This is a genomic window from Bradyrhizobium sp. CB1717, from assembly GCF_029714325.1.
In the GTDB taxonomy this organism is placed as follows: Bacteria; Pseudomonadota; Alphaproteobacteria; order Rhizobiales; family Xanthobacteraceae; genus Bradyrhizobium.
In genome coordinates, this window is sequence record NZ_CP121666.1 from 5,616,263 (window position 1) to 5,630,613 (window position 14,351).

Below are 14,351 nucleotides of genomic sequence, written 5' to 3' on the forward strand. Positions count from 1 at the left end.
TGTGGTTGGTTGAGTGATCGTTACGAATGTCGGCGATAGGTGGTCGCAGTACAAGTGCGGCGCTCATGTTGGCTGGAGGTCCGCGCCGAGACCTCCGTCATTGCGAGCGCAGCGAGGCAATCCAGAATCTTTCCGCGGAGACAGCCTGGATTGCTTCGCTGCGCTCGCAATGACGATGTGGGAACAGTCTCGCCGCATCAATCACGCTTTCGATTTCTCGTGCGCGCGCAGCTCGTCGACGAGCACCCGCACGTTCTCGGAGTAGTCGATCGGGATCGAGACCAGGTGCACGCCGCCTTCTTTGAACGCCGCCTCGAGCGTCGGGCCAAAGCTGTCGATGCTTGCGATGCGGTGCCCCCTGGCCCCGTACGATTTTGCGTACAGCGCAAAATCCGGATTGCCAAAGGTCATGCCATAATCGGCAAAGTGATCGACGGCCTGCTTCCAGCGGATCATGCCGTAGGCATTGTCTTCCAGCACCAGCACGACGAGGTTGAGCTTGAGGCGGACCGCGGTCTCCATCTCCTGGCTGTTCATCATGAAGCCACCGTCGCCGGCGACCGCGAGCACACGGCGATCGGGATAGAGCATCGCGGCCATCATCGCCGACGGCAGGCCTGCGCCCATGGTCGCCAGCGCGTTGTCGAGCAGCAGCGTGTTGGCGACGCGGGTGCGGTAGTTGCGCGCGAACCAGATCTTGTACATGCCGTTGTCGAGCGCGACGATGCCGTTCTCCGGGATCACCTGGCGGATGTCGTGCACGATGCGCTGCGGCGTCGGCGGCCAGCGGGCCTCGGTGGCGCGGTCGGCGATATGGCCAAGGATTCCTTCCCTGAGCGGCAGCAGCGCCGCGGCCTGCGGCAACTTGCCCTCGAGGCGGTCGGCGAGCAGCTCCAGGCTCGGGCCGACGTCGCCGACGACCTCGGCATCCGGGAAATAGACCTGCTCGACGCTGGCCGACGTGTAGCTGACGTGAATCACCTTCGGCCCCGACGGCCCCATGATGAACGGCGGCTTCTCGATCGGATCGTGACCGATCGCCACGATCAGATCGGCGGCGTCGATGGCATCATGGACATAGTCGCGCTCGGAGAGCGCGGCCGTGCCCATGTAGAGATTGGTGCCGCCGGGCACGGTGCCCTTGCCCATCTGCGTGGTGAAGAATGGAATGCCGGTGCGTCGCACGAAGCTCGCGATGCCGTGCGTCGAGCGCGGCCGGCTCGTTGCCGCGCCCATCATCACCAGCGGGCGCTTCGCCGCCAAAATCATCTCGGCGGCACGGTCGAGCGCGGCGCGATGGGCGACCGGGATCTCGATCGGATGGATCGCGACCACGGGGACAGCCGGCACCTCGTCGCCGGCGATGTCCTCGGGCAGCTCGAGATGTACCGGGCCCGGCCGTTCCTCCATCGCGACGCGAAAGGCGTCACGCACTACGGTCGGAATGCTGGAGGCGCTGACGATCTGCCGCGACAATTTTGTGAGCGGCTTCATGGTCGCGACCACGTCCACGATCTGGAAGCGCGCCTGCCGGCTGCTCATGATCGCCTTCTGGCCGGTGATCAGGATCATCGGCATCGCGCCGAGGTGCGCATAGGCAGCGCCCGTGGACAGATTGAGCGCGCCGGGGCCGAGCGTCGAGAGACAAACACCGGGCTTGCCGGTCAGCCGCCCGTGTGTTGCCGCCATGAAGGCGGCGGCCTGCTCGTGGCGGGTCAGGACCAGCTCGATCCGGGAGTTGCGCAGCGATTCGACGAGATCGAGATTCTCCTCGCCGGGAACGCCGAAGATGCGGTCGACGCCTTCGTTCTCCAGGGCCGCAACAAACAGGTCCGATCCCTTCACTTTGTGGTCCTGCCCGCTCATGTCGCCTCCCTCGCCGTACTGGCCCCGCATTTTGCTGAAGCGGGCGCATGGTAGCGGTCTGCAGCCGCGGCACAACTCACAAAGAGGCGCGCATTTGCATCAAAATCGTCATTGCGAGTGGAAACGCCTCTCACCAACTCGAATCGTAGCCCGGATGGAGCGCAGCGTAATCCGGGGTTCTCGTCGGCGGACACAGCGGTCCCGGATTGCGCTTCGCTCCATCCGGGCTACGAAGTGCTGCAAGCTGATGACGCTCCTTCTACAGTTCCGCCTCGGCAAACAGCAATTCCGTCACGCCAGCTTCAGGCTGAGCTCGGTGCCGCCCTTGAGCGGCAGCGTCATCGAGACGAAGCCGTTTCGGGGATCGCGGATGAAGTCGAGGTAGTCGGGCTCGGCATTGTCGTTCATGACGTAGCCGCCGATCAGTAGCTGCGGCGCGACGATCTCGATCACCTCGCGCGCCAGCGAAGGACCTCCCTCGCCCGGCCAGCCGTCGATCAGAACGAAGTCGACGGGACCGCCGAGATCGCGCAACGTCTGTCGCGCATCGCCCTCGCGGATCTCGGCGTAGTCGGCAAGGCCCGCCTCCGCAAGATTGCGTCTGGCGACTCGACCTTGGCCGGCACGATCTCCGAGCCGATCACGGTGCCGCCGCCATTGTCGCGGAGCGCCGCCGCGAAATAGAGCGTGGACATGCCGACCGATGTCGCGAATTCCGCCACGCGCGTTGCGCGCAGGCCGCGGCAGATCAGATAGATCAACTCCCCCTGCTCGGGATGGATCGAAAAGCCCTGCGCGGCATAGGCGTGGGGGTCGCGGCTGTTGAAAGAGCCGCGCGGCCCGCCGCCTGATGGACGCTGCCGCGCGCCCTGCAGGCGCGCGATCACGGCGTTGACGCGGGGATCTTGAATCGGACTGTGGGGCCGATCATTCATGCGTGGCGTCCTCCATCACTTGCCGAGGATTTCCGCAGTCGCGCGATCCAGGATCGCGGCGATGCGGCGGGCTTCGGCGGAGTCGCTGCCGTGCTTGCTGCGCAGCGCGCGTTTGAGATTGTGGCGGGCACGGTGCAGCTCATCGGAGGCACCCCCGTCGAGATCGCTGACGCCGGCGAAGGCTTCGCGCACCTCGTCCATGCGGCGTCCGATCCGCGACAGCGCTTGCAGGATCGCGTCAGCCGTCGCGCGGTGCTCGGCCAGATGCGCCTCGCCTTGTGGCGTGATGCTATAGAGCTTGCGCCCGCCGTCCTGCTGGACGCTACTGTGGCCGACCTCTTCGAGATAGGTCAGCGCCGGATAGATCACGCCGGGGCTCGGCGTGTAGAAGCCGTCGGAGCGCTCCTCGATGATCTTGATCAGCTCATAGCCATGGGCCGGGTTTTCGGCGAGCAGCGCCAGGATCACGAGCTGAAGGTCCTGCGAGGACAGCCGACGGGCGCCGGGAAAGTCGTCGCCGCCGCGCCCGAAAAAGCCGTGGCCGCCGCGGCCGAAGCGATGCCGCCCGCCGCCGTGCCGACCCATGGCAAAGGCAAACTGGAATTCCCGATCGTCCCGCCCGTGTCTGCCGTGATTCCTGTCTCGAAACATATCTTACGTCTCCATTGTTAGATATATCGTAAGATACGTTTTGAGACTAGAGCGCAAGGCACAGCAAAATCAGCACTCAGGCTTGACACACCTCTGACATGCCGCTGGTATGTCAGTCATGATCACGACCTCCCTGGACCGCGACCGCGCCTATTCCCTGCTCCGCGACCTCGTCATCTCCGGCGAGTTCGCGCCGGACGAGCCGCTGTCCGAGCGCAGCCTCTCGAGCCGGCTGGCCCTGGGCCGCACGCCGGTCCGCGAGGCCCTGAAGGCGCTCGCCAAGGACGGTCTTCTCACTATCCATCCGATGCGCGGCACCTTCGTGCGCCAGATGTCCTTCGACGATCTGCGCGAGATCCACGAATTGCGGCTCGCGCTCGAAGGCATGGCGGCCTATCTCGCCGCGACGCGCGGGCCGACGGAGCCGCTCCGACACTGCGCGGAGGAGCTGCGCCGGATCCAGTCAGGCGCAACGCTTGATGTCGAAGAGGCCCAGCAAATCGGCTGGGCCTTCCACGACGAACTGTTTCGCGCCACCGGCAACGGCCGGCTGGCGCAGTCCTACGACAATCTGCGCGCGCAGAGCGGCCTCGCCCTGCAGAAGATGAGGCAATACAGCGTCGAGCGTACGCGCCAGGCCGTCAGCGAGCATCTCGACATCTACGCGGCAATCGAAGCGCACGATCCCGATGCCGCGCAGCAGCGCATGTGGCGGCATCTGTCGTCCGCCTTCGAGGCGCGCCTCACCGCGCTCGGCGCCATCCGCACGCAATATCCGGGACAAGGAGACCATCACGCATGATCCGGCCGCTGCTCAGATTGCCCCTCGTGGTCCAGATGCTGCTCGGCCTGGTGCTGGGTCTTGGCGTCGGCCTGCTCTGGCCCGATGTCGGCGCAAGCCTGCGGCCGATCGGCACCGCCTTCGTCGAGGCGGTGAAGATGATCGTCATTCCCGTGGTGTTTGCGGCGGTCACGCTCGGCCTCTACCGGATGGGCAGCGAGCTGAAGGTCCTGGGCCGCGTCGCCGCCATCAGCCTCGGCTATTTCTACCTCGCCACCGTGATCTCGATCCTGATCGGCCTCCTGCTCAACGCCGCCTTCCATCCGGGCGCCGGCGCACCGCTGGCCGCAACCGGCAAAGTGCCGCAAAACCTCGCGGTGTCGGTCGACTGGATCAAGTTCTTCATGGACATGATCCCCTCCAACATCGTCGCGGCGATGGCCGAGCAGAAGATCCTGCCGACGCTGGTCTTCGCCATCCTGTTCGGCCTCGCGCTGGCCTCGATCGGCAAGGTCGGCGAGCCCATGGTTGCCGTGCTCGAAGCGGTGATGGCGGCGATGTTCAAGATCACCAAATGGATCACCTCGCTCGCCCCGATCGCGATCTTTGCAGTGATGGCATGGCTGTTCGCGACGCAAGGCCTTGCCACCGTGGTCGCGCTCGCAAAGCTCGTCGGCGTCATGTATCTCGGCCTTGCCATCATGGTCGCGATCTTCTGGCTGATGCTGCTTGCGATCGGCGAGAAGCCGATTGCGGTCACCAAAGCGGTGATGGAGCCGATGATCCTCGCCTTCTCCACCCGCTCCTCGGAAGTGACCCTGCCGCTGCACATGGAGAAGCTGCGGGCGATGGGCGCCTCGGAGCGCATCGTCTCGGTGGTGCTGCCGCTCGGCTATGCCTTCAACCGCGACGGCGCCATCATGTATTTCGCGCTCGCCGTCACCTTCCTCGCCGAGGCCTATGGTGTGACGCTGACCTGGTCGACGCTGTTCACCATCGTGATGGTCACGACCATCGCGAGCAAGGGCAGCGCCAACGTTCCCTCCGGCGGGCTGGTTGCAATTGCCATGGTGCTGTCGGCGATCGGGCTGCCGATCGAGGCGCTGGCGATCATCGCCGGTGTCGATGCCTTCCTCGACATGGGCCGTACCGCGATCAACGTGTTCGGCAACACGGTTGCGGTGAAGCTGGTGGAACGCTTTGCCGGCAACGTGGCCGATGAGACCCAGCCGGCGCTGACCGGCCTGCAAGTGCAGGACGCCTGATGACGACGCCACAGAGCGGCAGCGACGGCATCGTCGATCTGCGCAGCGACACCGTGACGCTGCCGACCGCGGCGATGCTGGAGCGCATGCAGCGCGCCCCGCTCGGCGACGACGGCCGCGAGGGCGATCCGACGGTCCGCGCGCTCGAGGCGCACGGCGCCGCCTTGACCGGCAAGGAGGCCGCGCTGTTCGTGCCGAGCGGCACGATGGGCAATCTGCTGGCGATGCTCGCCCATGCCGAGCGCGGCGCGGACGTATTCGCCGATGGCGGTGCGCATCTGCTCAACTCCGAGCTCGGCAGCGTTGCGACGATCGCAGGGCTCCTGCCCAAACCGATGCCGGGCCGCCGCGGCGCAATGGACGAGACGGCGCTCGCGGACGCGATCCGCTCGTCGCAGCGCCCCGGCCTGATCGCGATGGAGACGACGCATAATGGCGCCGGCGGCGCCGTGCTGCCCCTGGCGCACATGACGCGAATTCATGCGCTTGGGCAGGCACGCGGGATTCCCGTGCATCTGGACGGCGCGCGCCTGTTCAATGCCGCGGTCGCGCTCGGCGTGCCTGCGGCGGAAATCGCCGCGCATGCCGACAGCGTCATGGTCTGCCTGTCCAAGGGATTGAGCGCGCCGGTCGGCAGCCTGCTGTGCGGCTCCAACGATTTCATCACAAGGGCCAGAGCCTTGCGAAAAATCGTCGGCGGCACCATGCGCCAGTCCGGGATCGTCGCGGCCGCGGGCCTCGTCGCGCTGGAGACGATGATCGACCGCCTCTCCGAGGATCATGCGGCCGCGAAGCGGCTCGCCGCGGCTTTGAACTGGCTCGACCCGGCGCTCGCCGATCCCGACCACGTGCAGACCAACATCCTCCGCGTCGATGTCTCCGCAACTGCGCGCAACGCCGCCGCATGGGCCGAGGGCGTGAAACAGCACGGCATCCTGGTGCAGGCGAGCGGCCCTTCGCAGCTCCGGCTCGTCACCCATCGCCACATCGACGAGGGCGCAGTCGACCGCACCATCGCCGCCTTCGCAGCGGTCGCCCGCTAGCCGGCGGCCTTGCAAGCCGCATTTGGCGTGGTATCGCTCGCGCCATGACTCCGAAAACCTTCGAAGCGCGCTGCCTGCGCCTGCCCGCTGCCACCAAGGTGGTGCAGTGGGAAGGCACATCCGTGTTCAAGGTCGGCGGAAAGATGTTCGCGCTCGGTGGCGGCTTTGCCGCAGGCTCCGGCGGCTACATGTTCAAGGTCTCGGACATGGCCTACGGGATGCTGATCGAGCACGGCCTGGCGCGACCGGCACCGTATCTCGCCCGCGCCAAATGGGTACAGCTCGTCAGCAACAATGCGCTGTCGGACGCCGAGCTCACGGCCTATCTGGTGCAGGCCCATGCGATGATCGTGGCAAGGCTGACGCGCAAGGCTCGCAAGGCGCTGGGGCTCGCCCCGCCGGAATGACCATCCCCGCGTGCAGCACAAGGTGCGCTCGCGGCGACATTGAGCTTTCATGCCTCCCCGATATACTGGCGACCCTGGATTCGATTTAGGGCATCGGCGTGGCGATTGATCTGAAAGCGGTCGAGCAACTCGCAACCGATCAATCCTCGCTCAAGGCCGCCGCCGGCCTTGCCAAGCCCGCCAAATGGTCCGGTGTCGGCGGAAGCCACGACGGCGCGCTGATCTGGGGCGAATGCGCGGGTTCCGGCGCCAATCCGTACCGGGTGATGGCCGACCTCCGCGACCTCGGCAACAAATGCACCTGCCCGTCACGCAAATTCCCCTGCAAGCACGTGCTCGGCCTGTTGTGGCTGAATGCAGAGGCGATAGTGCCGTTCACACCCGCGGACACGCCGGCCTGGGTCAGCGACTGGCTCGGCCGCCGGCGCGGCACGTCCGCGGCAAAGCCTGCAAGCAGTGCGCCGTCCGACGGCGAGAAGGATCTGCGTGCCGCGCGCGCCGACGAACCTGAAATCGCCGAGGACCCCAGGGATGTGGCGCGGCGCGAGGCTCAGGCGGCCCGGCGAAACGAGGAAACCGAGCGCGCCATCCTCGACGCGCTGGATGCACTCGAGCAATGGATCGGCGACCAGCTTCGCATGGGATTGTCCGGCTTCATCGACGATGCCACGGCACGATGCCGGCGGATCGCGGCACGGCTGGTCGATGGCAAGGCCGCGGTGCTTGCCGGCCGGATCGACGAGCTGCCATCCCGCCTCCTCGCACTTCCCGCAGGCGACCGGCCGCGCGGCGCCGTGGTCGAGCTCGGCAAGCTGGTTCTGCTCGCGCGCGCCTTCCGCACCGCGCCGCGCGATAGCGAGATCCGCCGCGCCGTCGCGACATCGGAGACGCGCGAGGCGGTGCTGGCCGACCCGGCCGCGCTACGGATCGATGCAGATTGGGAGGTCCTCGCCGAGCGGGTGCAGACGCGCCGCGACGGGCTGGTGTCGCAGACGACGTGGCTGCTCAATCTTACCGCCACCGGCCCGCGCTTCGCGATGCTGCTCGATTTCTTCCCGGCAAGCGCCGGGCGGCGCGGTTCGGTGTTCACGCCCGGCGAGAGCTTTCACGGCGAGCTCGTCTTCTATCCATCGACGCGACCGCTCCGCGCCCTGCTCGTGCGGCGCGACGGCGCGCAGGACAGGCCGCCCCAGGAATGGCCCTCGCCGGACGAAACACTCTCCGATGCGTTGACCCGTCCGCTGCTAGCCGAGCCGTGGGCGATCGACGTTCCGCTGCTGCTGCCGCAGGGACGCATCGCGCGCGACGCTGCCGGACATACGTGGTGGCGATCAGTCGATGGCATCACGACGTTGCCGGTGGCCGCCGACGTCAGCGGCATTCTGTGCGGCACCAACCTCACGCGCAGCGCGGCGATCTGGTCGGGCAACCGGCTCGCGATCCTCGCCGCGCAGACCCCTTGGGGACGGATCGGCGGCCATGACTGATCCGATCAAGGCCGAGGCGATCTTTGATGCCATGGGCGCGGTGCTGACGCGCTGGACCATGGGATCGGCGGCCGCGCCCGCAGCCTCCTTCTGGCGTGCCGAACTTGGCGAGGATCCGGCCGAGGCCGAGCTGCGGCTGCTTGCCCTCTCGGGCCAGTTCCTCGGCGCCGCAGTGGTGATGGAGCCGGCCGCGGCGCTCCGCCTCCTTCCGGATATTCCAGCGCTCGCACTGCCGACGATCCAGGAGGCGCAGCGTCCACTCGTGCGCCGCATTCTCGCGGCAAGGAAGCAGGCTCAGGTCGGGACCGAGCTCGTTCATTTCCTCGCCGAACGCGGCTGGACCGTGCATCCCGCCGACTGGATGCCGGAAGCCGACGCTGACGATGCGCCCGACATCTACGCACCATGGCGCGACTGGGCGGCGATTGCAGCCTCCGACAGCGCGACGCGGCAGCAGGCGAACGACCACCTCACCGCCGACAATTGGGAGGATTTTTGGCCGGCCGCGCGCAAGGCTGCACTCGCCGAGCTCCGGCGCCGCGATCCTTTCACGGCGCGCCAAGTGCTCGAGGCCAAGCTCGCCAGCGAAAATGCCGACACGCGCTTGCGCCTGCTCTCACTGATGTCGGAGCGCCTATCGGACGACGACATCGCCTTCCTCGAAGGCATCGCTGCGGATGATCGCGCTCCCAAGGTCAAGGCGCTCGCGGCCTCGCTGCTGGCGCGTCTCGGCCGTGGTCCCGCGGCCGGCGAGGACATTGCCGAGCTCGCCGGGTTCTTCTCGGTCAAGACCAAGGGGCTGCTGCGCCGTTCGCGCGTGGTCCAGGCCGAAGCGCTCAAGACGCCGGCGCAAGTGCAACGCCGCAAGGCGCTGTTCGAAAGCGCCGGCCTCGCCTCGTTTTGCGGCGCGCTCGGCCTTGCGCCGCAGGAGCTGATCGCCGCCTGGGAGTGGAATCTGGACCACGCCGCGGATCTGGCGCTGATCAATCTGATCGTGGCGACCGGGACCGATGCGCACGTCGCGCAAGCGGCAGAGGCGATCAACCAACACGATGCGGCTGGTCTCGTCGTGACGCTGGCGCCGCGGCTGGCCCCCGCAGACCGCGCGAGGCATGCCGAAGCGGCCATGAACGCGCACAATATCCGGTTCGAGCTGGCACAATTGATCGCGGGACCGGCGGCGCGGCTGGATAACCCGTTGTCCGCGCCTGCCGGCAAGACGCTGCTCGTCGCGCTCCAGCGCGAGGATACGAAGCCTTCTGACCATGTCGCAGAACTTCATGCGCTAGGCCTCATCGCCTCGCGCGAGGGAGCACGACAATCACTGCAACGACTGACGGCCGCGGGCCTGCTGCAAGGCGACCCGCGCCTCGACATGCTGCGGCTCAACGCCGCGTTGGACGACAAGGGAGCGAAGCCATGAGCGAGAAACTGCGCTTGCCCGCCGAGGAGAGCTATGCCGCGGAGCTGAAGGCGCTGGCTGCGGGCGACGGGCATCGTCCGCCAGGCTGGGCGCTCTCGCCGCGGCAGGTGGTGACCTATCTCATGGGCGGCAAGGCGGCCGATGGCACCGTCATCACGCCGAAATATGTCGGCGACAAGCGGCTGATCGAGACCGCCGTTGCGACACTCGCGACCGATCGCGCCTTGTTGCTCTTGGGCGTCCCCGGCACAGCCAAGTCCTGGGTCTCTGAACATCTCGCCGCGGGCATCACAGGCATTCGACCCTCGTGATCCAGTGCACGGCAGGGACCGATGAAAACCAGATCCGCTACGGCTGGAACTATGCCCAATTGCTCGCACACGGTCCGAGCCGCGAGGCGCTGGTCCCCACGCCGCTGATGCGTGCGATGGAGAGCGGCAAGCTCTGCCGGTTCGAAGAGCTGACGCGCATGGGCAGCGACGTGCAAGACACGCTGATCACGGTGCTGTCTGAAAAGATGATGCCGATCCCGGAGCTCAACACCGCCGTCTACGCCCAGCGCGGCTTCAACATCATCGCGACCGCCAACAACCGCGACAAGGGCGTCAACGAATTGTCCTCTGCCCTCAAGCGCCGTTTCAACGTCGTCGTGCTGCCCCTGCCCGACAGCGCCGAAGAGGAAGTGGCGATCATCGTCAAGCGCGTCGGCGAGATGGCTGAGAATCTCGATTTGCCCGCACCGAAGAACGTCGCCGACGAGGTTGCGCGGGTGGTCGCGATCTTCCGCGAGCTGCGCTCGGGCTCGACCGAGGACGGCAAGGTCGCGCTGAAGTCGCCCTCGGGCGGCCTGTCGACGGCCGAAGCGATCGCAGTGATGATCGGCGGGATCAGCCAGGCAACCTTCTTCAACGACGGCAAGCTGACACCCGAAACGCTCGCCAGCAACATGATCGGCGCCGTTGTGAAGGATCCGGTGCAGGACACGGCCGTGCTCGGCGAATATCTGGAGACCGTGCTGAAGAAGCGGCGTGGCTTCGAAGGCTATTATGCTTCGCTGACCGACCTGATCTGACAGCACGGCGCGACCGATGGCAGGCCAGGTCTCCCTCTTCGGCATCCGGCATCACGGCCCCGGCTCTGCACGGCGGCTGGTGGAAGCGCTCGACGCGCTCAATCCGGTCGCGGTGCTGATCGAGGGCCCGGCGGATGCTTCGGACCTGCTGCCGATGCTCGCCGACCCCGATATGGTGACGCCGGTGGCCCTGCTCACCTATGCCGAGGACAATCCGGCGAACGCCAGCTTCTTTCCCTTCGCCGACTATTCGCCGGAATACCAGGCCGCGCGCTGGGCGGTGCGTCACGCCGCAGCCTTGCGCTTCATCGACCTGCCGGCATCGGACCGTCTGGGTGCCAGCGACGGCGACATCGCGGAGGAAATCGCGGCAAGGGCCGAGGCCGATCCGGTCAGTCACGATCCGATCGGCGCGCTCGCGACCGCCGCAGGCTATGACGACGGCGAGTCCTGGTGGTCCGACGTCATCGAGGAGAATCCTGCGACGGGGCCGGTGTTCGCAGCCGTCGCCGACGCGATGACGGCGTTACGCGCCGACGAAAAATCGCTGTCGGCGCGCGAGGCCGCGCGCGAAGCGCATATGCGGATCGAGATCGCGAAGGCGGCGAAGGAATACGACGGCGCCATCGCAGTCGTGTGCGGCGCCTGGCACGTGCCGGCGCTCGCCGAGCGCCGCAGCCTCGCCGCCGATCGCGAATTGCTGAAGGGCCGGCCGAAGACGAAGATCAAGGCGACATGGGCGCCGTGGACTGCGCCGCGCCTGGCGCGCGCGAGCGGCTATGGCGCGGGCGTGGTGGCGCCGGGATGGTGCGCCCATGTCTGGGACATGCGCGAGCGCGATCGCGCCGCCGAGTGGCTCACCAAGGTGACGCGCGTGCTGCGGGATCGCGGCCATTTCGTATCGACCGCCTCGGTGATCGAGGCACAGCGTCTCGGCACGGCACTCGCAGCGCTGCGCGGGCGCCCCGCACCGGGTTTCGCAGAGCTGCGCGAGGCGGCGATCGCCTGCCTCTGCAATGGCGAGCGCGCCATGTGGGACGATATCTCCGCCGAGCTCCTGATCGGCGCGGGTGTCGGTGCGATCCCGGCAGCGACCCCGCTCGCGCCGCTGCTCGAAGATCTCCAGCGGCAGCAGAGGGCGACGCGGCTGAAGCCGGAGGCGCTGGAGCGGCCGCTGACGCTGGATCTGCGCAGCGACAGCGGGCTGATGCGCTCGACGCTGCTGCATCGGCTGAACGCGCTCGATGTGCCCTGGGGACGTCTGATGGATGCGGGGCGCAGCCGCGGGACGTTTCGCGAGAACTGGCAGTTGCGCTGGGAGCCGGAATTCGCGGTCAGGCTGGTGGAAAACCTCCTCTACGGTTCGACCATCGCGGAAGCCGCGGGCGGGCGCCTGATCGAGGCGATGGGCAAGGAGGCCGAGCTTGGCCCGCTGGCAACGCTGGTGCGCAACGCCATGATCGCCGACCTGTCCCGAGCCACCGAATTCGGCATCGCGGCCCTGGAGACCAAGGCGGCGCTGACGAGCGACGGACAGTCTCTCCTGGACGCGCTGCCGCCGATGGCCGACATCCTGCGCTATGGCGAGGCGCGCGCCGGCACGGTCGAGCATCTGGCGGCCCTGATGCCGCGCATTGTGGTGCAGGCAGCGCTCGCCCTGCCCTATGCCGCGCGAAATCTCGACGCGCCGGCGGCGGCCAAGCTGCGCGGTGCGCTCCTTGCGGCCGACGCCGCGATCCAGCTCGCCCAGATCGAGACTGACGTCGTCGCCGGTTGGCGCGATGCGCTGCGGGCACTCATGAACGACGATCAGGCGACCCGCCTGATCGCCGGCACGGCCGCGCGGCTGCTCTACGAGGCCGAGCTGCTCAGCGCCGATCATGCGGCCGACCTGCTGACGAGAATGCTCTCGCCCGGCACGCCCGTTGCAGACGCCGCAGGCTTCTTCGAAGGTTTCTTCGAGGGCGCCGGCCAGCGGCTGATCCACGATGCAACGCTCCGCGGCACCGTCGATGCCTGGCTGACGACGCTGGACGAAGAGGCTTTCACCGCCAGCCTGCCGCTATTCCGCCGCGTCTTCTCGGCGCTGGACCGGACCGAACGCAGGCGATTGATGGACGCTCTGTTCGCGCGGGGCACCGATGCCGCCAAGGGATATCGGCTGATTGCCGGCGCAAACGTTCTCTGGCCCGCGCATCAGGCCCGCGTGCTCGAACTCCTAACAGCGGGAACTGCGCGATGAGCGAGGCCGATGAACGCAGCCGCCGCTGGACACTCGCCCTCGGCGTCGACGCCGAAGGTACCGAGAACGGCCCTGCCCTGTCCGCCAGCGATCGCCGCATGTCCGAGGCGCTGACGGCGCTCTATGGTGACGGCGACGAGGCCCCGAAGAAAGGCCGCGGAGGGCTCGGCGGCTCGGCACCGCGCGTCGCAAAATGGCTCGGGGATATCAGGGAGTTCTTCCCTGCGCCGGTGGTCCAGGTGATCCAGAAGGATGCCTTCGAGCGCAAGGGCCTGCGCCAGATGCTGGTCGAGCCCGAATTCCTCGCAACCGTCGAGGCTGACGTCAGCCTGATCGCCGATCTGGTCGCGCTGCGCGGCGTGATGCCGGAGAAGACCAAGGACACCGCCCGCACCGTGATCGCCAAGGTGGTGGCCGAGCTGATGGAGCGGCTGGAGCGGCGTACGGCGGATGCGGTCCGCGGCGCCTTGAACCGGTCGCTGCGCACCAATCGCCCGCGCTTTGCCGACATCGACTGGCCGCGCACCATCAAGGCCAATCTGCGCCATTATCAGGCGGAGCATCGCACGGTCGTGCCCGAACGGCTGATCGGCTTCCTGCGCCAGCAGCGCCGCATCGTCGATCTCGAGGAAGTCATCCTCTGCGTCGACCAGTCGGGATCGATGGCAACTTCCGTCGTCTACGCCTCCATCTTCGCGGCGGTGATGGCCTCGCTTCCGGTGGTCGCGACCAAGCTCGTCTGCTTCGACACCGCGATCGTCGACCTGACCGAGGAGCTCGCCGATCCCGTCGAGGTGCTGTTCGGCGTCCAGCTCGGCGGCGGCACCGACATCAACCGCGCCGTCGCCTATTGCGAGGAGCGCATCGAGCGGCCGGCGAAAGCCCATCTGATCCTGATCACCGATCTCTACGAGGGCGGCGATGCGAATGCGCTGGTCGACCGGCTGGCCCGGCTCGCAACGCGCGGCATCAACGTGATCGTGCTGCTGGCGCTGACCGATACCGGCCATCCGTCGTACGACCCGGTGCTCTCGGCAAAAGTCGCAAACCTCGGCATTCCCGTGTTCGCCTGCACACCGGACCAGTTTCCGGATCTGATGGCGACGGCGCTGAAGCGCGAGGACGTCGCCGCCTGGGCTGCCGATCAGGACATCAAGCTGATCCGGCCCGAGGGCTAGA

At 67.3% G+C, this 14,351-nt stretch carries 12 protein-coding genes and 1 pseudogene; 9 read left to right on the plus strand and 4 right to left on the minus strand.

What is annotated here, in order from left to right:
• Positions 1-201 precede the first annotated feature (201 nt).
• From QA649_RS26830 to QA649_RS26845, 4 genes are all read right to left on the minus strand, one after another.
• A complete protein-coding gene (locus QA649_RS26830; protein ID WP_283019819.1) occupies positions 202-1,866 on the minus strand; it encodes an acetolactate synthase large subunit in 1,665 nt (554 codons plus the stop codon).
• Positions 1,867-2,157: 291 nt separating this feature from the next.
• Positions 2,158-2,400 (minus strand): hypothetical protein, encoded by a 243-nt coding sequence (locus QA649_RS26835; RefSeq protein ID WP_349254031.1) that lies wholly within the window; start codon positions 2,398-2,400, stop codon positions 2,158-2,160.
• Complete coding sequence (locus QA649_RS26840; RefSeq protein ID WP_283019820.1) at positions 2,364-2,801, minus strand: hypothetical protein; 438 nt, start codon at positions 2,799-2,801, stop codon at positions 2,364-2,366. Before QA649_RS26840 ends, QA649_RS26835 begins: the two co-directional genes overlap by 37 nt.
• Positions 2,802-2,816: 15 nt before the next feature.
• A complete protein-coding gene (locus tag QA649_RS26845; protein WP_283019821.1) occupies positions 2,817-3,452 on the minus strand; it encodes a PadR family transcriptional regulator in 636 nt (211 codons plus the stop codon).
• Positions 3,453-3,570: 118 nt separating this feature from the next.
• On the opposite strand from QA649_RS26845, the gene QA649_RS26850 reads away from it, so the two are divergent.
• The 9 genes and pseudogenes from QA649_RS26850 (at position 3,571) to QA649_RS26890 (ending at position 14,350) form a co-directional block, all read left to right on the plus strand.
• Positions 3,571-4,254: a GntR family transcriptional regulator gene (locus tag QA649_RS26850; protein ID WP_283019822.1), complete on the plus strand. Its 684-nt coding sequence runs from the start codon at positions 3,571-3,573 to the stop codon at positions 4,252-4,254.
• Positions 4,251-5,498, plus strand: coding sequence for a dicarboxylate/amino acid:cation symporter (locus QA649_RS26855; protein ID WP_283019823.1), 1,248 nt, complete (start codon positions 4,251-4,253; stop codon positions 5,496-5,498). The genes QA649_RS26850 and QA649_RS26855 overlap by 4 nt, the downstream gene beginning before the upstream one ends.
• Positions 5,498-6,541: a low specificity L-threonine aldolase gene (locus QA649_RS26860; protein ID WP_283019824.1), complete on the plus strand. Its 1,044-nt coding sequence runs from the start codon at positions 5,498-5,500 to the stop codon at positions 6,539-6,541. Before QA649_RS26855 ends, QA649_RS26860 begins: the two co-directional genes overlap by 1 nt.
• A gap of 44 nt (positions 6,542-6,585) precedes the next feature.
• The gene (locus QA649_RS26865; protein WP_283019825.1) at positions 6,586-6,948 is read left to right on the plus strand and encodes an MmcQ/YjbR family DNA-binding protein; all 363 of its coding nucleotides are present in this window, start codon (positions 6,586-6,588) and stop codon (positions 6,946-6,948) included.
• A gap of 98 nt (positions 6,949-7,046) precedes the next feature.
• Entirely contained in the window at positions 7,047-8,435 is a 1,389-nt protein-coding gene (locus tag QA649_RS26870; protein ID WP_283019826.1) for an SWIM zinc finger family protein, read from the plus strand.
• Positions 8,428-9,858 carry a DUF5691 domain-containing protein gene (locus QA649_RS26875; RefSeq protein WP_283019827.1) on the plus strand — a complete coding sequence of 477 codons (1,431 nt, stop codon included), beginning with the start codon at positions 8,428-8,430 and terminating at the stop codon, positions 9,856-9,858. The genes QA649_RS26870 and QA649_RS26875 overlap by 8 nt, the downstream gene beginning before the upstream one ends.
• A pseudogene (locus QA649_RS26880) lies at positions 9,855-10,930 on the plus strand (AAA family ATPase). The gene QA649_RS26875 and the pseudogene QA649_RS26880 overlap by 4 nt, the downstream one beginning before the upstream one ends.
• A gap of 16 nt (positions 10,931-10,946) precedes the next feature.
• The gene (locus QA649_RS26885; protein ID WP_283019828.1) at positions 10,947-13,172 is read left to right on the plus strand and encodes a DUF5682 family protein; all 2,226 of its coding nucleotides are present in this window, start codon (positions 10,947-10,949) and stop codon (positions 13,170-13,172) included.
• A complete protein-coding gene (locus tag QA649_RS26890; protein WP_283019829.1) occupies positions 13,169-14,350 on the plus strand; it encodes a VWA domain-containing protein in 1,182 nt (393 codons plus the stop codon). The genes QA649_RS26885 and QA649_RS26890 overlap by 4 nt, the downstream gene beginning before the upstream one ends.
• The last annotated feature ends 1 nt before the right edge of the window (position 14,351 follow it).

What these genes read in the sequence shown, in the direction of transcription:
- QA649_RS26845 (WP_283019821.1), bottom strand. Translation starts at nt 3,452, where the DNA reads ATGTTTCGAGACAGGAATCACGGCAGACACGGGCGGGACGATCGGGAA.
- QA649_RS26830 (WP_283019819.1), bottom strand. Translation starts at nt 1,866, where the DNA reads ATGAGCGGGCAGGACCACAAAGTGAAGGGATCGGACCTGTTTGTTGCG.
- QA649_RS26890 (WP_283019829.1), top strand. Translation starts at nt 13,169, where the DNA reads ATGAGCGAGGCCGATGAACGCAGCCGCCGCTGGACACTCGCCCTCGGC.
- QA649_RS26860 (WP_283019824.1), top strand. Translation starts at nt 5,498, where the DNA reads ATGACGACGCCACAGAGCGGCAGCGACGGCATCGTCGATCTGCGCAGC.
- QA649_RS26855 (WP_283019823.1), top strand. Translation starts at nt 4,251, where the DNA reads ATGATCCGGCCGCTGCTCAGATTGCCCCTCGTGGTCCAGATGCTGCTC.
- QA649_RS26850 (WP_283019822.1), top strand. Translation starts at nt 3,571, where the DNA reads ATGATCACGACCTCCCTGGACCGCGACCGCGCCTATTCCCTGCTCCGC.
- QA649_RS26875 (WP_283019827.1), top strand. Translation starts at nt 8,428, where the DNA reads ATGACTGATCCGATCAAGGCCGAGGCGATCTTTGATGCCATGGGCGCG.
- QA649_RS26865 (WP_283019825.1), top strand. Translation starts at nt 6,586, where the DNA reads ATGACTCCGAAAACCTTCGAAGCGCGCTGCCTGCGCCTGCCCGCTGCC.
- QA649_RS26885 (WP_283019828.1), top strand. Translation starts at nt 10,947, where the DNA reads ATGGCAGGCCAGGTCTCCCTCTTCGGCATCCGGCATCACGGCCCCGGC.
- QA649_RS26840 (WP_283019820.1), bottom strand. Translation starts at nt 2,801, where the DNA reads ATGAATGATCGGCCCCACAGTCCGATTCAAGATCCCCGCGTCAACGCC.